Here is a 17,204-nt window from a genome sequence, read left to right on the forward strand (position 1 = left end):
GGCGGGCGTTTTTTGCGCAGGAACGCTGAGCGAGGCTTAGACCACCACGGTCTGCGCTTCGCCTTGCTTGCTCTCGCGCACCACGCCGATCTTCCACACCTGCTCGCCCGCCGCGGCCAGGAGCGACGCGGCGGCGTCGGCCTGATCGGCCGCCACGACCACGGCCATGCCGATGCCGCAGTTGAACACGCGGTGCATTTCCGCATCGGCCACGCCGCCATGCTTCTGCAGCCACGTGAACAGCGGCGGCAGCGGCCATGCCTTGTGGTCCAGCTCGGCCGTCAGGCCTTCGCGCAGCACGCGCGGAATGTTTTCGACGAGCCCGCCGCCCGTGATGTGCGCCATGCCCTTCACCGTGATGGTTTCCATCAGCTTGAGCAGCGGCTTCACGTAGATGCGCGTGGGCGCCATCAGCGCGTCGGCGAGCGAGCGGCCGTCGAAGTCGGCGGCGAGGTCCGGCTGCGCGCGCTCGATGATCTTGCGCACGAGCGAGAAGCCGTTCGAGTGGATGCCGCTAGAAGCGAGGCCCAGCACCACGTCGCCCGGGGCGATCGTGCTGCCGTCGATGATCTTGCTCTTCTCGACCGCGCCCACCGCGAAGCCGGCGAGGTCGTATTCGCCGTCGGGGTACATGCCCGGCATTTCGGCGGTCTCGCCGCCGATCAGCGCGCAGCCCGAGAGTTCGCAGCCGTGCGCGATGCCCTTCACGACCGTGGCCGCCGTGTCGACATCCAGCTTGCCGCACGCGAAGTAGTCGAGGAAGAACAGCGGCTCGGCGCCCTGCACGAGGATGTCGTTCACGCTCATCGCGACGAGGTCCTGGCCGACCGTGTCGTGTTTGTTCAGATGAAACGCGAGACGCAGCTTGGTGCCCACGCCGTCGGTGCCCGAAACCAGCACGGGTTCCTTGTACTTTTTCGGCACTTCGAAAAGCGCGCCGAATCCGCCGATGCCGCCCATCACGCCGTCGCGCAGGGTCTTCTTCGCAAAGGGCTTGATGCGATCGACGAGCGCGTCACCCGCATCGATGTCCACGCCTGCGTCGCGGTATGAAAGGCCTTGGTCCTGCGATTGGTCCTGATTAGCGGGGCCGGATTTCGGTTGATTCATGGGGAAGCGCCAGAAGGTCGGTAAAATGCGATTTTAACCGATTGACGGCGCCCCGCCGCCGCTCCCGCAGCGAGATTTGGCACGTACGCCGCCCGCCCCCCCAACCGGAAACCGAGTTTTGCCGCAGAACACATCGCTCTTCCCGCCCTGCCCGCGCCGGCCCTCGACGCAGGCCTTTGCCTCGCCCGGGATCGCGCTCGCCCTCGGCAACGCGCGGCGGCGGCGGCCCAGTGATCTCCGCAGCGATTTCGAGAGCACGCTTTACCCGAACTGAATTCCGTCCAGACAGACCGTGCAGCGACAGTTAACGCTCGATCTCGGCACCCCGCCGCCATCGACCTTCGACAACTTCCATATCGGCGCCAATGCCGAGCTGGTCGCGCGCCTGCGCGGCCTGGACGCGGCGCTGATGGCAGGCCCGATCGCCGATCGCACGTTTTATGTCTGGGGCGAGCCGGGCAATGGGCGCAGCCACCTGCTGCAGGCGCTCGCTTACGAAGCGCCGCCGGGCCACGTGCGCTATCTCGGTCCGCAAAGCGCGCTGGCCGCGTTCACGTTCGATCCGCGTGTGACGATCTATGCGGTGGACGACTGCGATTCGCTCTCGGGCGCCCAGCAGATCGCGCTCTTCAACCTGTTCAACGAGGTGCGCTCCTGGCCGGGCTGCGCGCTCGTCGCCACAGGCAACGCGCCGCCGATGGGTCTCACCGTGCGCGAGGACCTGCGCACGCGCCTCGGCTGGGGCCTCGTCTTCCATCTCGCCCCGCTCTCCGACGAAGGCAAGGCCGCCATACTCAAGCTGGCGGCGCGCGAGCGCGGCATCGTCCTCGCCGACGACGTGCCCGCTTACCTCCTCACGCACTTCCGGCGCGACATGCCGAGCCTCATGGGCTTGCTCGACGCGCTCGACCGCTTCTCGCTGGAGCAGAAGCGCGCGGTGACGCTACCCTTGTTGCGCACGATGCTCGCGACGGGCGTCGACGAACTCGTGATCGCGGCGAGTGCAGCGCCGGCGGACGTGGCGAACGAAGCGCAGCGCGCCGAAGACCCGACGACAACGGCCGACGACGACAAATCCAGCGCGCCGGCCAGCGCGGAAAAAGACCGGAGAGGCAGCGACGCGACGCAAATTCGGCCCGGGGAAGAGGATGAAAGGCCATTCGCGTCAGCACTAGCCGCCGGTTCGCCCGCAGCCCCCGCGGCCGAGCCAAACGCCACCCAGCCCTACGAGGCGCCGAAAGCGCCCGCCTTGCAGTCGCGCGCGCCGCTCCCGGTGCCGTTCAAGAAGCCGACCGATAACGTCGAAGGCGAACTGGGTGCCAAATACCGCCATGTGGTCCACAAGGAACTGGGCACCGAGCTCAAGGGCGAGGTCGAAGCCGACGTGAGCAACGAGATGACCGGCGAGTTGCGCGGCGATCTCGATCCGCCGGCCGGCACGACCGCCGGGCCTGGCGAGACGGCTGGCGAGACGCCCGCCAACGCGCCAGCAGCGGCCGAAGCAGACGCGCCCCCGGCGGCACAACCACCCGCCGCCGTTGCCCCGAGCGCGACAGCCACGGAAAACGAACCGCACCCCGCGCCGGACACCTCGCCCCGAGCACCGAGCCCGAGCGCACCCCAATCCCCTGCGGACCCCGCCGCGCCGAAGCCGTCAGCGGGCGGCGGCAACGGCGAGCCGCGCTTCAAGTAAAATGAGCGCCCATGGCTAACCTTGCACTTTTCGATCTCGATCACACGTTGATCCCCACCGACAGCGACCACGAATGGGGCCGCTTCATGGTGAAGCTCGGCATCGTCGACGGCGAGCGCTTCGCGCAGCAGAACGACCGCTTCTACGCCGACTACAAGGCCGGCAAGCTCGACATCCACGCGTACCTCGTCGCCATGCTCACGCCGCTCGCGAAGTATTCGCGCGCGCAGCTCAAGGCGTGGCACGACCAGTACATGCACGAGGTGATCAAGCCGACCATCCTGCCGAGCGCGGTCGAGCTCGTGAAGAAGCACAAGGAAGCGGGCGACCTCTGCTGCGTGGTCACGGCCACCAACGAATTCATCACGGCGCCCATCGCCGAGGTATTCGGCGTGGACAAGCTGATCGCATGCGAAGTCGAAACCGTGGACGGCCATCCGGCATCGGCGTTCACCGGCCGCCCGACGGGCACGCCGAGCTACCGCGAAGGCAAGATCGTGCGCGTCGAGCAGTGGCTCGCCTCGCTCGGCAAGAACTGGTCGGACTTCGAGCGCAGCTACTTCTATAGCGACTCGCACAACGACATTCCGCTGCTCGAAAAAGTCTCCGATCCGATCGCCACCAACCCCGACGACACCCTGCGCGCTCACGCGCAACAAGCGGGCTGGCGCATTCTCGATTTGTTCCAAGCCCAGTGATCAAGAAATTCATCCGCAAGCTGTTCGGCCAGGACGACGCCGCAGCGGCGCAAGACACCGAAGCCCCCGCCGACGCACAACACACGGCCGCGCGTGAAGGCGCCGGCGGCACCGGCACCGCGCGAGCGCGCCGCAAGCCGGCGAGCGCGCAAAAGACGTCCAAAGCGCGCGCCGATAAGGGCCCACGCGACCCGGCCACGCCCGTCATCCTCCCGGCCGACGTCCACGGCATCAACCCCGCACTCATCTCGCGCAACGCCGTGCGCGTGACCGAAGGCCTCCAGGAGGCGGGCTTCCGGGCGTTCATCGTGGGCGGCGCGGTGCGCGACCTGCTGCTCGGCGTCGCGCCCAAGGACTTCGACGTCGCGACCGACGCCACGCCCGACCAGGTGCAGAAGCTGTTCCGGCGCGCGCGCATCATCGGCCGGCGCTTCCAGATCGTGCACGTGCAGTTCGGCCAGGAAATCATCGAGGTCTCGACGTTCCGCGCGCTGATGGATGCACCGGCCGCCGAGGCCGTGCCCGCCGCAGCGCCCGCAAAGCGCATGCGCCGCGACGAGCTCGACCGCAAGACGCACCACGTCGACGCGAGCGGCCGCGTGCTGCGCGACAACGTCTGGGGCGAGCAGCACGAAGACGCCACGCGCCGCGACTTCACGATCAACGCGATGTACTACGACCCAGCCACGCAGACGGTGCTCGACTACCACAACGGGATGGCCGACATGCGCGAGCGTCTGCTGCGCATGATCGGCGACCCGGCCACGCGTTACCGCGAAGACCCGGTGCGCATGATGCGCGTGGTGCGTTTCGCGGCGAAGCTCGGCTTCGAGATCGAGGAGCACACGCGCGAGCCGATCAGCAAGCTCGCGGACCTCATCAACAACGTGCCGGCCGCGCGTCTTTTCGACGAGATGCTCAAGCTGCTGCTCTCGGGCCACGCGCTCGATTGCCTGAAGTGGCTGCGCAAGGAAGGCCTGCACCACGGCCTGCTGCCGCTGCTCGACGTGATTCTCGAACAGCCGCAGGGCGAGCGTTTCATCACGCTTGCGCTCTCGAACACCGACGCGCGCGTGCGCGCGGGCAAGCCGGTCTCGCCGGGCTTCCTGTTCGCCACGCTGCTGTGGCACGACGTGCAGCAGCGCTGGCAGCAGTACACGGCCGAAGGCGAGATCCCGGTGCCGGCGCTGCACCGCGCGATGGACGACGTGATCGATGCGCAAACGGAGAAGCTCGCGATCCATCGCCGCTACTCGTCGGACATGCGCGAGATCTGGGGCATGCAGTTGCGCCTCGAAAAGCGGGGCCGCGGCGCGATCAAGCTGCTGGAACACCAAAGATTTAGAGCGGCGTATGATTTCCTCCTGCTGCGCTGCGAGTCGGGCGAGCTCGACGCCGCAATCGGCCAGTGGTGGACGGACTTCATCGATGGCGACAGCGCGGCCCGCGAGGCCCTGCTCTCGCAGGGCGGCAGCAAGGAGCGCTCGCCGCGCAAGCGCCGCCGCCGCGGCGGCGCGCGAAGCCGCAAAACGGGCGAGGGTGCGTCGGACGGCGCGTCGGAAAGCGGCGAAGCCGGTGCAGTGCACGAAGCAAGCAGTGCAGACTATGACGGCCACGCCGGTCCGCACGAGGACTGACGACGTGGGGAGCCGCGGCAAGCCGCGGCGCGCACGTGTCGAACCGCAACACAAGTCGCAGGAAGTGAAGCCATGACGGTTGCCTGGCTGGGAATCGGCGCGAATCTGGGGGATGCGCGCCAGACCCTCAAAGACGCGGTGGTGTGCCTCGCACAGCAGCACACCCTCACCGTCGTCGCCAAATCGAGTCTTTACCGCACCGCGCCCATCGACGCGGGCGGCGACGACTATTACAACTGCGTCGTGAAGCTCGAGACCGGTCTCGACGTCCGCGCGCTGCTCGCGCTTTGCCAGCGCGTCGAGCATCACTTCGGCCGGGAGCGTCCCTTTCGCAACGCGCCCCGCACGCTCGACATCGACATCCTGCTGTATGGCGAGGCCATCATCGACGAACCCGATCTCGTCGTGCCGCATCCGCGCATGACGGGGCGCGCGTTCGCGCTCGTGCCGCTCGTCGAGATCGATCCCGAACTCGTGATTCCGGGCGTGGGCCCCGCCAGCGCGTTCCTCGCCGCCGTGGCCGACCAGCGCATCGAGAAGGTCAAGCCGTTGTGCCAGTGCCCAGGCATCGCGCCCGCGCCCGACGCCCCGCCTTCCGGCGGCTGCCGATGAGCTCGACGCCCCTGCCCGTCGTCAGCGCGCGCGCCTCGCGGCCCGCCACGTTGCAATACATCGTGATCGAAGGGCCGATCGGCGCGGGCAAGACCGCGCTCGCCACGCGGCTCGCCGAGCGCTGGTCGATGCAAACGCTGTTCGAATCGAATGCGGATAATCCGTTTCTCGAACGCATGTATCGCGACTCCGCGCCCTCGTCGCACGCGCTCGCGGCGCAACTTCATATCGCATTGCAACGCGAGCAGCTCTCGCGCGACGTGGCGGCGCGCCGCGCAGCGGGCGTGCCGCTCGTGACGAACTTCCTCGCGGAGCGCAACGACCTGTTCGCGCGCCTCACGCTCGCGGAAGACGAACTGCCGCTCTACCGCGCGTTCGCCGCGCGCCTGGAATGCGCGGCGCCCGCGCCCGACCTGGTCGTCTATCTGCAGGCGAGCCCCGAGGCGCTCTATGCACGCATCCAGAAGCGCGCCGTGCCGCGCGAGCTGCATATCTCGAGCGCGTTCCTGCGGGCGCTCTGCGACAGCTATAACGATTTTTTCTATCATTACGATCATGCGCCGGTGCTCACCGTTGGCGCCGAGCATCTGAATCTGCCCGACTCCGACGCGGACCTCGCGCTCGTCGCCGAACGTATCGAGACGATGCGCGGCCGCAAGGAATCCTTCGTCAAGGGCACGTCGCTGTAGTCGTCGCCCTCGCGCGAAACGGCGGCGCAGCCCCTCTTCGTTTTCCCTTTCCCAACGGATTTCCCCATGACTTACCTGCAGGAAACGAGCCGCAGCGCGGTCACCGTGCCCAAACTCCAGGCCATGCGCGACGCAGGCGAGCGCATCGCGATGCTGACCTGCTATGACGCGAGCTTTTCCGCGCTGTGCGAGCGCGCGGGCGTGGATACGGTGCTGATCGGCGACTCGCTCGGCAACGTGCTCCAGGGCCACACGACGACGCTGCCCGTCACCATCGACGACATCGCCTATCACACGGCCTGCGTGGCGCGCGCGCAGACGAAGGCGCTGATCGTCGCCGATCTGCCGTTCGGCACCTTCGGCACGCCCGAGGACGCGTTCGCGAACTCGGTGAAGCTCATGCGCGCCGGCGCGCAGATGGTGAAGATCGAGGGCGGCGAATGGCTCGCGCCCACGGTGAAGATGCTAGTGGAGCGCGCGGTGCCCGTGTGCGCGCACATCGGCCTCACGCCGCAGTCGGTGCACGCATTCGGCGGCTTCAAGGTACAGGGCAAGAGCGACACGGCCGCCACCCAGCTGATTCGCGATGCGCTCGCGCTTCAGGAGGCGGGCGCGCAACTCGTGGTGATCGAGGCCGTGCCCGCCGCGCTAGGCGCGGAAGTCACGAGGCAATTGCGCATTCCGACCATTGGCATTGGCGCGGGTGTGGACTGCTCGGGCCAGGTGCTCGTGCTGCACGACATGCTCGGCATTTTCCCCGGCAAGCGCCCGCGTTTCGTGAAGGATTTCATGGCGGGCCAGCCCGATATCGAATCGGCCGTGCGCGCGTATGTGCAGGCCGTGAAGGAAGGCACGTTCCCCGGGCCCGAGCACGTGTTCTGAGCGGACTCTCGTACGATCCCGCTCGCGCAATGAAAAAGCGCGCTCTTTGAGGAGCGCGCTTTTTTTTGCGGCTGCGTTCGCGCGATGTGCGCTACGGCTGCTTCATCGAATCAAGCGAGCCGGCACCGCGCCGCGCAACGCATTGGTGAGCATCAAGGCTTCCGCTTCGAGCACGTCGTCGCGCGTGAGCACGCGCTCCCTCGCGCCAAACGACGCGTCGTCGAGCACCACGCCGCGCATCACGCCCGGCAGTACGCCCGACGCGAGCGGCGGCGTGTACCACTTGCCGTCGAGCTTCACGAACACGTTCGAGCGGCCGCCTTCGGTCAGCTCGCCGCGCTCGTTGAAGAACAGCATGTCGAAGCCGCCCAGCGCTTCGGCCTCGCGCCACGCGCGATCGAATTCGGCGCGGCGCGTGGTCTTGCGCAACAGGAGCGCATCGGCGGATTCGACCGGCGCGTAGCCGTGGTCCGGCGCGAGCAGCACGCCCACGGTGTCGTGCGCGAGCGCGGCGAGCGGCGCGCTGGTGAGCGTCGCCGCCCCGCTCTTGCCGAGCGCGAGCCGCATGCGATGCGGCGCATCGTCGTCCGCAAACGTGGCGCACGTCTCGTTCAAGCGTGCGCGCAACGCTTCGACGTCGCATGGAAAACCGAGCCACGCCGCGCTCGCCGCGAGCCGGGCGAGATGGCGCTCCGCGTGGCGCACGCCGCCAGCACGCGTCGCGTACATCGTTTCGAAGCATTCGAGGCCCGGGTCGGCATCGGTCAGGAAACGGGCTTTCAAGCGACACTCCTCGTATTCGTCGGCGGCCACGCTGTCGAGCACGATGCCCGCCCCCACGCCCATTTCGCCGTGCCGCGTTGCTCCCCGGCCCTTTGTCGGCGCATCGAGCGTGAGCGTGCGGATCACGACCGAGAGGCAAAAATCGCCGCAAGTCTCGCCTTCCTTCGAGGCGTCGAGCCAGCCTATCGTGCCCGTGTACAGCCCGCGCGGCGCATGCTCCAGCGCTTCGATCAGCTCCATCGTCCGGTGCTTGGGCGCACCCGTGATCGAGCCGCAAGGAAAGAGCGCGCGCATCGCGTCGGCGAACGTCGTGCCTTCGCGCAGCGAAGCTTCCACCGTCGACGTCATCTGCCAGACGGACGCATACGGCTCCACGCTGAAGAGCGCGGGCACATGCACCGAGCCCGTGCGCGCGACGCGCGAAACGTCGTTGCGCAGCAGGTCCACGATCATCACGTTCTCGGCGCGGTTCTTCGGATCGTTCGCGAGAAAACGCGCGGCGGCCGCGTCTTCCTCGGCGTTTGCCGAGCGCGCGGCCGTGCCTTTCATTGGTTTCGCGCGCAACGTTTTGCCGCGCTTCTCCACGAACAGCTCGGGCGAACACGAGAGCACCCAGCGATCGCCCGGCAGCGCGATCAGCGCGCCGTAACGCACGCGCTGCCGCTCGCGCAAGCGCCTGTAAAGCGCGAGCGGCGAACCGAACGCCTCGAAGCCGAGCCGGTACGTGTAGTTGATCTGATACGAGTCGCCCGCGCGCAAGGCGTCCTGCACGCTGGCGATGTCCTGCTCGAAACGCTCGCGATCGACACCGATCGTCACGCCTGCGATGCCCGCGGGAGCCGGCGATTCACCGCCCTCTTGCGCCGCGAGCCACGCATCGGCTTCCTCGCGTGAACACTTTTCACAGCGTTCGAACAATAAAAAACGCAGCGCGGCGTCGCCGTGCTGCGTTTCGAGGGATGAGGCCGTGTCGCGCTTGGCGAATTCGAGCGCGCGCCCGAACTCGTAATCACCGATCACCAGGGCATGAAGCCCCGCGCCCAGTTCGGCGTTCACCTGCGCGCACACGGCGTCGAGATCCGCCGCGCGCTCGCATGCAAGCTCACGCACGAAGCCCGTATACAGGCGGCTCGATCGGCTTTCTGCCGTCGAGTCGCCATCGTCGAGCAGCGCGAACACCGCGCCGCCAGGATTGACTGCCATTGCGCTCACTACCTGCTTCTTACCAGTTGCTGCATGGGTGCGCCCGAGACGCGCATCAGTCGAAGAAGCTCTTCACGCGGTCGAACCAGCTCTTGCTTTGCGGACTGTGGCGCGCCCCGCCTTCCACGAGCGACTTCTCGAACTGCTGAAGCAGTTCGCGCTGCTGATCGGTGAGTTTGACCGGCGTTTCGACCTGGACGTGCACATACAGATCGCCGGCAATGCTCGAACGCAGGCCTTTGATGCCCTTGCCGCGCAGGCGGAACGTCTTGCCCGACTGCGTGCCTTCGGGCACCGTGAAGCTCGCGCGGCCCGCAAGCGTCGGCACTTCGATCTCGCCGCCAAGCGCCGCCGTGGTGAACGGAATCGGCATTTGGCAGTGCAGGTCGTCGCCGTCGCGCTCGAACACCGCGTGCTGCTTGATGTGGATCTCGACATAGAGATCGCCCGACGGACCGCCGTTGATGCCGGGCTCGCCGTTGCCGGCCGAGCGGATGCGCATGCCGTCGTCGATACCCGCCGGAATCTTCACCTCGAGCGTCTTGGTTTCCTTCACCTTGCCCGCGCCGTGGCAGTTCGTGCACGGTTCGGGAATGTACGAGCCCGTGCCGTGGCACTTGGGGCAAGTCTGCTGGATGCTGAAAAAGCCCTGCGACATGCGCACCGAACCCGATCCATGGCAGGTCGGGCAGGTTTCGGGCTTGGTGCCGGGCTTCGCGCCCGAGCCGTGACAGACTTCGCAGCCGCTCCAGCCCGGCACGCGAATTTGCGTCTCGTGGCCGTGGGCCGCCTGCTCCAGCGAGATTTCCATGCTGTAGCGCAGGTCGGCGCCGCGGTACACCTGCGGGCCGCCGCGCGCACCGGCGCGGCCACCCGCAGCCTGGCCGAAGATATCGCCGAAGATGTCGCCGAAAGCGTCCGCGAAACCGCCGAAGCCCTGTGCGCCGGCGCCGCCCATGTTGGGATCGACGCCCGCGTGGCCGTACTGGTCGTAAGCCGCGCGCTTTTGCGAGTCCGACAGCATCTCGTAGGCCTCTTTGACCTCCTTGAAATGCTCTTCCGCACCCTTGTTGTCCGGATTGCGGTCGGGGTGGTGCTTCATCGCGAGCTTGCGATACGCCTTCTTGATTTCGTCGTCGCTCGCGTTCTTCGCGACGCCCAGAACCTCGTAGTAATCCCGTTTCGCCATATCGGTTCAACGCCGATCGTGCGCTTCTCGGCGCACGCCGGCTCCTCTTGAATGCTGGATCTCGTGACCCGTTTGCCGTTCCTTCGAACATCCGCGCAGGCGCGTCTCACGCCGCGGCGGCCCCTGAAAGAGAACGGCCTCCATAAAACAAATGTGCCCGGAGAGCCAGTTGGCTCGCCAGGCGCTGCAATGCCGACACGCATCGTAACCGATGCGGCCGCTTTCGCAGAGGCACGACCGCCTGCTGATCAGGCAGAACGGTCGCGACCGCCGCTCACCCACTTAGTCCTTCTTGACTTCCTTGAACTCGGCGTCGACCACGTCGTCGGCGTTGTTCTGCGCAGCCTGCTCCGCACCGCCTGCACCACCTGCCGCACCCGCGCCGGCTGCACCGGCCGCGCCAGCCTGCTGCGCCTGCATGTCGGCGTACATCTTTTCGCCGAGCTTCTGCGACGCGGCCGACAGCGTCTCGACCTTCGCCTCGATCGTCGCCTTGTCGGCCGACGAGCTCTTCAGCGTTTCCTCGAGATCCTTCAGCGCGGCTTCGATCTTTTCCTTGTCGGAAGCGTCGATCTTGTCGCCGTACTCGGCCACGGCCTTCTTCGTGCTGTGAACGAGGGCGTCGCCCTGGTTGCGCACGTCGGCCAGCTCACGCAGACGGTGATCTTCTTCCGCGTTCGCTTCGGCGTCCTTCACCATCTTCTCGATTTCGGCTTCCGAAAGACCCGAGTTCGCCTTGATGGTGATCTTGTTTTCCTTGCCGGTGGCCTTGTCCTTCGCGCCCACGTGCAGAATGCCGTTGGCGTCGATGTCGAAGGTCACTTCGATCTGCGGCACGCCGCGCGGTGCGGGCGGGATGCCTTCGAGGTTGAACTCGCCCAGCAGCTTGTTGCCCGCCGCCATTTCGCGTTCGCCCTGGAACACCTTGATCGTCACGGCGCCCTGGTTGTCGTCGGCCGTCGAGTACACCTGCGAGTGCTTCGTCGGGATCGTCGTGTTCTTGTTGATCATCTTCGTCATCACGCCGCCGAGCGTCTCGATACCGAGCGAGAGCGGGGTGACGTCGAGCAGCAGCACGTCCTTGCGGTCGCCCGACAGCACCTGGCCTTGAATCGCGGCGCCGACGGCCACGGCTTCGTCCGGGTTCACGTCACGGCGCGGGTCCTTGCCGAAGAACTCCTTGACCTTCTCCTGCACCTTCGGCATACGCGTCTGGCCGCCGACGAGGATCACGTCGTCGATGTCGCCGACCTTCACGCCCGCATCCTTGATCGCGACGCGGCACGGCTCGATGGTGCGCTCGATCAGGTCTTCGACCAGCGCTTCGAGCTTGGCGCGCGTGATCTTCAGGTTCAGGTGCTTCGGACCCGAGGCATCCGCCGTGATGTACGGCAGGTTGATTTCGGTTTGCTGGCCCGACGACAGTTCGATCTTGGCCTTTTCAGCGGCTTCCTTCAGGCGTTGCAGCGCGAGCACGTCCTTCGAGAGGTCGACGCCCTGCTCCTTCTTGAACTCGCCGATGATGTAGTCGATGATGCGCTGGTCGAAGTCTTCGCCGCCGAGGAACGTATCGCCGTTGGTCGAGAGCACTTCGAACTGCATTTCGCCGTCGACATCCGCGATTTCGATGATCGAGATGTCGAACGTGCCGCCGCCCAGGTCGAACACGGCGATCTTGCGGTCGCCCTTTTCGGCCTTGTCGAGGCCGAACGCGAGTGCCGCTGCCGTCGGCTCGTTGATGATGCGCTTGACTTCCAGACCCGCGATGCGGCCGGCGTCCTTGGTTGCCTGACGCTGGCTGTCGTTGAAGTACGCGGGAACCGTGATCACGGCTTCGGTGACCGGCTCGCCGAGGTAGTCTTCAGCGGTCTTCTTCATCTTGCGCAGCACTTCGGCCGAAACCTGCGAAGGCGCGAGCTTCGTGCCGTGCGCTTCGACCCACGCGTCGCCGTTGTCGTGCTTGACGATCTTGTAGGGCATCAGGCCGATGTCCTTTTGCACTTCCTTCTCTTCGAAGCGGCGGCCGATCAGGCGCTTGACGGCGTACAGCGTGTTCTTCGGGTTGGTGACCGACTGGCGCTTGGCCGGTGCGCCGACCAGCACTTCGTTGTCGTCCATGTAGGCGATGATCGACGGCGTCGTACGGGCGCCTTCCGAGTTCTCGATCACCTTGACCTGATTGCCTTCCATCAGCGCCACGCACGAGTTGGTGGTGCCGAGGTCGATACCGATGATTTTGCCCATTTTTGTCAAATCTCCAGATTTTGATCGCTGTGCGGACGCCGCTTTCGCGCGGCGCAGGTAACTGCATGCTCGTGCCGCGTTTTCCCTTGTGCGCGGCTGGCGTCCACTTCAATTTGGAACTGCTGCCCAAATAAGTGCCCAGGACGGCGATTTCAAGAGCCTTGGGCTATGCGTTCCATCATTTTTTTCAATCGCGCGGCCCAATCGGTGGATCCGGGGCCGGCGACGCTTACTTTTTGCTTACTTCGGCGCCGAAACGGTCACGAGCGCCGGACGCAGCACGCGGTCGGCGATCACATAACCCTTTTGCAGCACGCTGACGACGGTGTTCGCTTCCTGCTCGGACGGCACCATCGAAATGGCCTGGTGGCGGTGCGGATCGAACTTCTCGCCCACGGGATTGATGGCGACGACCTTGCCCTTCTCGAGCGCGCCGGTCAGTTGCTTGAGCGTGAGCTCGACGCCTTCGTTGACCTTGGCGAGGTCGTCGGAGTTGTGCGCGAGCGCGGCTTCGAGGCTGTCCACCACCGGCAGCAGATGCTCGGCGAAGTTTTCGATGGCGAACTTGTGCGCCTTGGCGACGTCTTCCTGAGCGCGGCGGCGGACGTTCTCGGTCTCGGCCTTGGCGCGGACGAAAGCGTCCTGCAATTCGGCGACCTTTGCTTGAGCTTCAGCCAGGGCAGCCTCGGCCAGCGCGGCAGCGTTCTGGTCCGCGCCGCCTTGCGTTGCCTGCTGGGCAGCGTCAGCCGCCTGCGGCTGGGCTGCCTGGGCTTGCGACGCCTCGTCCGCGGGCGTGGGGTTCTGGCTCGTCGGGTTCTCTTGCGTGTTTTCCATTTCGCTGAACGTCGTTGAATAGTGAAAAAGGGAACAAAGCCTGGGGCGCCTTAGGGCCGCCCTGTTCGCTGCGCCGCCGATCGTTGCCCCGGCGCTACGAATGCTCTGTACATTGCGACAGCACATGGGTCCTGTGTCGCTTGTTTCAAGGGCTTCGCGCGGCTTTTTTGTACGAAGGGTCAAAGCGGGGAAACCGCCCGTTACAACGATTACCGCAGCGCCGCAAACTTGAAATTGAGTAAGGGCCAACCCTGACCTAAACTCAGGAACAGATGCTGCTCGCGGCGCGTTTACCCTGAGTCACGCATCGCACCGAAGGGGCCCGGTATCCGCAAACCGATGACTAGCCGGGCCTTGAAAATGGCCGTTTTGCAGCGATCCCAAGGGGAGTACCGTGAAACTGACCTTTGCCATATCGGTGGTCGCACTGGTGCTCATCGCCGGGACAACGACCATCTGCATGTCGGGCGCCGTGAACGAAAACACGACGGAATACGGGGGCGTGCACGCCACGATGGAGGCGCTCTTCAATCCTCACGTGAGAACTTGTCGATAGTGCGGCGATCGCGTTTCGTGGGCCTGCCTTGCAGCACGGCGGCGGGCTCGCGAAAGAGTCGCCGCCGCTCCTGCTCCGCCGCGCGCCGTTCGCGCCCGGCCTGCGTTTCCGCATAGAGCGTCTGCGCGACGCTGGCTGGGCCGCGCACTTCGCAAATCCCAAGCACTTCCACTTCCCACACCACATGTTCGATCTCGATTTCGACGAGATCGCCCACGCGCACGTCCTTCGATGCCTTCACGGCATCGCCGCCAATGCGCACGCGGCCTTTGCCCACGGCATCCGAGGCGAGCGAGCGCGTCTTGAAAAAGCGCGCCGCCCATAGCCATTTGTCGATGCGCAGCCGCGCGCCGGGTTCAGTCGAAATCTTGTAGTTCATCAGAGGTTTCCCATGGGCCGCGCAGCCCGCTCAGCCGGCTCCGGCAGCGCGCTCACGTCACTTCACGTCACCGGCAGTTCAGGTCACGTCATGGCGCCGGCGGGCGCCGCGGCCTGCACGGACCAGCCTTGGAGATGCTGCGCGACGATTTCGCCGAGCGCCGCAATCCAGGCGGGCGCGGCGTTCAGGCAGGGAATGCGGTGAAACTCCTTGCCCCCGCCGTGCAGGAATTCGTCGCGCACTTCCATGCCGATTTCCTCGATGGTTTCGAGGCAGTCCGCCGTGAAGCCGGGGCAGAAGACGTCCGCCCGGCGCACGCCGCCCGCGCCCAGTTCCCGCAGCGTCGGCGCCGTGTACGGCTGGAGCCACTGCGCACGGCCGAAGCGCGACTGAAACGTGACCCGGCATTCGACCGGTGTGAGCTCCAGCGCATGCATGAGCAACGCGGCCGTTTGCTGGCACTGGTCGTGGTAAGGGTCGCCGAGATCGAGCGTACGGCTCGGGACGCCATGAAAGCTCAGCACGAGGCGGTCGCCCGCCGCGAAATCCGGCTTGCCGTGCGTTTGCCAGTAATGATGCACCTGGGCCGCGAGCGCCGCGATATACGCCGGATGGTCGTGATAGCCGCGCACCGTGCGGATTTCCGGCTGGTTGCGCATGCGGCGAAGCGCGGCGAATGCCGCGTCGAATGCCGTAGCCGTGGTCGACGCCGAATACTGCGGGTACATCGGCATCAGCAGGATCCGTTCCGCGCCCGCAAGCTTGAGTTGGTTCAATATCGCCGCGATGTCGGGCGTGCCGTAGCGCATCGCGTAATCGACAAGGACGGCGTAATCGTTGATCTGCAGCAGATGACGCAGGCCGTCGGTCTGCTTTTGCGTGTACACGCGCAGCGGCGAGCCCTCGGGCGTCCAGACCGCCGCGTACTTCTTCGCCGACGAGCGGGCGCGAAACGGCAGGATCACGGCACGCAGGATGATTTGCCAGATCGGCGCCGGGATCTCGACCACGCGCGGGTCGGAGAGGAACTGCGCCAGATAGCGACGCACGGCGCGCGGCGTTGGCGCGTCCGGCGTGCCCAGATTGATGAGCAGCACGGCGACGCGATGCGCCGCGGCGGACTGCGAAGGCCGCTCCAGGTCGAAACGCATAGGCGATCAGTGGCGCCGCGCGGAGAACGCGCAGCAACGGTTGCACGAAACAAGCATTATAGCGGGCGGCCCTGGCGGGCCAACCGTGGGAATCGGGGACCGCCCTCTCGCGCGGTTGCGGCTCACGCAGACAGGCGCGGTGTGTTGGTCCCGGTTGGGTCCACTTTGGCCATTCGGCCGATGGCGCTCGACGCCGCTTTCGGGGATGATCTTCTCAAAGGCGGGTGTGCCCGGCGGCGCGCAGTTTGGCGCCCGGTGGGGCGCTCAGTTCTGGCTCAGCGTGAGTGACAGCAGGCGCGCGGTGATATCGACAATCGGGATCACGCGGTTGTACGCCATGCGAGTCGGCCCGATCACGCCGAGCGTGCCGACGATCTTGCCGTTCACTTCATAGGGCGCGGTCACCACGCTCATTTCCTCGATCGGCACGAGGTTCGACTCGCCGCCGATGAAGATCTGCACGCCCTGCGCGTGGCTCGAGACGTCGAGCAACTGCAGGAGGCTGGTTTTCTGGTCGAACACGTCGAAAAGCTTGCGCAGGCGCGCCATGTCCGACGAAAGATCGGCGACTTCGAGCAGGTTGCGCTCGCCGGAAATCAGCACGGTGTCGCCGGTTTCGGGTTCTTCGGTGCTCGCGGTCACGGCCGCGTGCATGAGCGAGGTCATGTCGCCGCGCAGCGCGTCGATTTCCTCGCGCAGGCGGCGGCGCACTTCGTCGAACGACAGGCCCGCGAAATGCGCGTTGATGTAGTTCGAGGCCTCGATGAGTTCCGAGGGCGTGAAGTCGCGCTGCGTCGCCATGATGCGGTTCTGCACGTCGCCTTCGGGCGTCACGATGATGAGCAGGATGCGCTTGTCGGACAGGCGCATGAACTCGATTTGCTTGAACACGTGGCTGCGCCGCGGCGTGAGCACCACGCCCGCGAACTGCGAGAGGTTCGAGAGCACGCTGGCCGCCGCTGCCACGACCTTTTGCGGCTCGCCGGGGCGCAGCGTGGTCTTCACCGCGCGCGTGAGGGCGTCGTCTGAGCTGGGCTCGACGGTGAGCATGGTATCGACGAACAGGCGATAGCCGCGCGGCGTGGGCACCCGCCCCGCCGAGGTGTGCGGGCTGGACACGAGACCCAGTTCCTCGAGGTCCGACATGACGTTGCGGATCGTCGCCGGGCTCAGCTCCAGGCCGGAATAGCGCGACAGCGTGCGCGAGCCGACCGGCTGACCTTCGGCGATGTAACGCTCGATCAGCGTCTTGAGGAGGGTTTGTGCGCGGGGATCTAGCATGACTGAAAATTTTAGCCTAATGGCGGGTTGGCCGCGAGTGCGCAGCCAGCGCAGTCCCGGCGGCAAGCCCGTGGCGCGGGGGCCAGGCGTTCCGGCCTGCCGGCGGCCGTGCATTCAACCGAAGCGCGCAAGGCCCGGACCGTGCCGGGACGCGCGCCGTCGCGCACGGCATTGCCCGTTGTCATCGCCGTGTCACCGGCTTCGGGCTGGAAGGCGCGGCGCACAAGGCCCGGCGGCCCGTTCGCGGCCCGCGCCAGGTTCTT

General features: G+C 66.3%; 14 protein-coding genes and 1 pseudogene. 7 read left to right on the forward strand and 8 right to left on the reverse strand.

Going from position 1 to position 17,204, the window contains the following annotated elements; translation table 11 throughout:
* Positions 1-36 precede the first annotated feature (36 nt).
* The gene (gene purM / locus VSR34_RS02795; protein WP_028230140.1) at positions 37-1,110 is read right to left on the reverse strand and encodes a phosphoribosylformylglycinamidine cyclo-ligase; all 1,074 of its coding nucleotides are present in this window, start codon (positions 1,108-1,110) and stop codon (positions 37-39) included.
* A 292-nt stretch (positions 1,111-1,402) separates the two neighbouring features.
* Between purM and hda the strand changes: the two are divergent.
* The 6 genes and pseudogenes from hda to panB all read left to right on the forward strand — a co-directional run.
* Positions 1,403-2,080 (forward strand): annotated as a pseudogene (gene hda / locus VSR34_RS02800) (DnaA regulatory inactivator Hda); the annotation flags it as partial.
* Between the two features lie 734 nt (positions 2,081-2,814).
* Positions 2,815-3,501: an HAD family hydrolase gene (locus VSR34_RS02805; protein WP_028209511.1), complete on the forward strand. Its 687-nt coding sequence runs from the start codon at positions 2,815-2,817 to the stop codon at positions 3,499-3,501.
* Complete coding sequence (pcnB, locus tag VSR34_RS02810; RefSeq protein ID WP_342961810.1) at positions 3,498-5,138, forward strand: polynucleotide adenylyltransferase PcnB; 1,641 nt, start codon at positions 3,498-3,500, stop codon at positions 5,136-5,138. Before VSR34_RS02805 ends, pcnB begins: the two co-directional genes overlap by 4 nt.
* 72 nt (positions 5,139-5,210) lie before the next feature.
* On the forward strand, positions 5,211-5,750 hold the full coding sequence (folK, locus tag VSR34_RS02815; protein WP_342961811.1) for a 2-amino-4-hydroxy-6-hydroxymethyldihydropteridine diphosphokinase: 540 nt from the start codon (positions 5,211-5,213) through the stop codon (positions 5,748-5,750).
* Positions 5,747-6,439 carry a deoxynucleoside kinase gene (locus VSR34_RS02820; RefSeq protein ID WP_342961812.1) on the forward strand — a complete coding sequence of 231 codons (693 nt, stop codon included), beginning with the start codon at positions 5,747-5,749 and terminating at the stop codon, positions 6,437-6,439. Before folK ends, VSR34_RS02820 begins: the two co-directional genes overlap by 4 nt.
* Positions 6,440-6,505: 66 nt before the next feature.
* Positions 6,506-7,321 (forward strand): 3-methyl-2-oxobutanoate hydroxymethyltransferase, encoded by an 816-nt coding sequence (gene panB, locus VSR34_RS02825; protein ID WP_028230135.1) that lies wholly within the window; start codon positions 6,506-6,508, stop codon positions 7,319-7,321.
* A gap of 102 nt (positions 7,322-7,423) precedes the next feature.
* Here panB and pabB read toward each other — a convergent pair whose 3' ends face one another.
* The 4 genes from pabB to grpE form a co-directional block, all read right to left on the reverse strand.
* A complete protein-coding gene (gene pabB / locus VSR34_RS02830; RefSeq protein ID WP_342961953.1) occupies positions 7,424-9,307 on the reverse strand; it encodes an aminodeoxychorismate synthase component I in 1,884 nt (627 codons plus the stop codon).
* Positions 9,308-9,362: 55 nt separating this feature from the next.
* Entirely contained in the window at positions 9,363-10,496 is a 1,134-nt protein-coding gene (gene dnaJ, locus VSR34_RS02835) for a molecular chaperone DnaJ (protein ID WP_342961813.1), read from the reverse strand.
* Positions 10,497-10,778: 282 nt separating this feature from the next.
* Positions 10,779-12,740 carry a molecular chaperone DnaK gene (dnaK, locus tag VSR34_RS02840; protein WP_028209503.1) on the reverse strand — a complete coding sequence of 654 codons (1,962 nt, stop codon included), beginning with the start codon at positions 12,738-12,740 and terminating at the stop codon, positions 10,779-10,781.
* Between the two features lie 240 nt (positions 12,741-12,980).
* Entirely contained in the window at positions 12,981-13,574 is a 594-nt protein-coding gene (gene grpE / locus VSR34_RS02845) for a nucleotide exchange factor GrpE (protein ID WP_028209502.1), read from the reverse strand.
* A gap of 394 nt (positions 13,575-13,968) precedes the next feature.
* Here grpE and VSR34_RS02850 point away from each other — a divergent pair, with 394 nt between their 5' ends.
* On the forward strand, positions 13,969-14,130 hold the full coding sequence (locus VSR34_RS02850; RefSeq protein WP_342961814.1) for a hypothetical protein: 162 nt from the start codon (positions 13,969-13,971) through the stop codon (positions 14,128-14,130).
* Here the strand turns inward: VSR34_RS02850 and VSR34_RS02855 are convergent.
* The 3 genes from VSR34_RS02855 to hrcA form a co-directional block, all read right to left on the reverse strand.
* The gene (locus VSR34_RS02855; protein WP_342961815.1) at positions 14,102-14,509 is read right to left on the reverse strand and encodes an RNA-binding S4 domain-containing protein; all 408 of its coding nucleotides are present in this window, start codon (positions 14,507-14,509) and stop codon (positions 14,102-14,104) included. The genes VSR34_RS02850 and VSR34_RS02855 overlap by 29 nt on opposite strands.
* A gap of 83 nt (positions 14,510-14,592) precedes the next feature.
* The gene (gene hemH, locus VSR34_RS02860; protein ID WP_342961816.1) at positions 14,593-15,660 is read right to left on the reverse strand and encodes a ferrochelatase; all 1,068 of its coding nucleotides are present in this window, start codon (positions 15,658-15,660) and stop codon (positions 14,593-14,595) included.
* A gap of 264 nt (positions 15,661-15,924) precedes the next feature.
* On the reverse strand, positions 15,925-16,941 hold the full coding sequence (gene hrcA, locus VSR34_RS02865) for a heat-inducible transcriptional repressor HrcA (RefSeq protein WP_028209499.1): 1,017 nt from the start codon (positions 16,939-16,941) through the stop codon (positions 15,925-15,927).
* Between the last annotated feature and the right edge of the window lie 263 nt (positions 16,942-17,204).

It is taken from the genome of Paraburkholderia sp. JHI2823 (assembly GCF_038900695.1).
Classification (GTDB): Bacteria; Pseudomonadota; Gammaproteobacteria; order Burkholderiales; family Burkholderiaceae; genus Paraburkholderia; species Paraburkholderia mimosarum.

Bases quoted from the DNA above. Each gene is read 5' to 3' on its own strand.
- dnaK (WP_028209503.1), bottom strand. From the start codon at position 12,740: ATGGGCAAAATCATCGGTATCGACCTCGGCACCACCAACTCGTGCGTG.
- panB (WP_028230135.1), top strand. From the start codon at position 6,506: ATGACTTACCTGCAGGAAACGAGCCGCAGCGCGGTCACCGTGCCCAAA.
- folK (WP_342961811.1), top strand. From the start codon at position 5,211: ATGACGGTTGCCTGGCTGGGAATCGGCGCGAATCTGGGGGATGCGCGC.
- VSR34_RS02820 (WP_342961812.1), top strand. From the start codon at position 5,747: ATGAGCTCGACGCCCCTGCCCGTCGTCAGCGCGCGCGCCTCGCGGCCC.
- dnaJ (WP_342961813.1), bottom strand. From the start codon at position 10,496: ATGGCGAAACGGGATTACTACGAGGTTCTGGGCGTCGCGAAGAACGCG.
- grpE (WP_028209502.1), bottom strand. From the start codon at position 13,574: ATGGAAAACACGCAAGAGAACCCGACGAGCCAGAACCCCACGCCCGCG.
- VSR34_RS02855 (WP_342961815.1), bottom strand. From the start codon at position 14,509: ATGAACTACAAGATTTCGACTGAACCCGGCGCGCGGCTGCGCATCGAC.
- hemH (WP_342961816.1), bottom strand. From the start codon at position 15,660: ATGCGTTTCGACCTGGAGCGGCCTTCGCAGTCCGCCGCGGCGCATCGC.
- purM (WP_028230140.1), bottom strand. From the start codon at position 1,110: ATGAATCAACCGAAATCCGGCCCCGCTAATCAGGACCAATCGCAGGAC.
- pabB (WP_342961953.1), bottom strand. From the start codon at position 9,307: ATGGCAGTCAATCCTGGCGGCGCGGTGTTCGCGCTGCTCGACGATGGC.
- VSR34_RS02805 (WP_028209511.1), top strand. From the start codon at position 2,815: ATGGCTAACCTTGCACTTTTCGATCTCGATCACACGTTGATCCCCACC.
- hrcA (WP_028209499.1), bottom strand. From the start codon at position 16,941: ATGCTAGATCCCCGCGCACAAACCCTCCTCAAGACGCTGATCGAGCGT.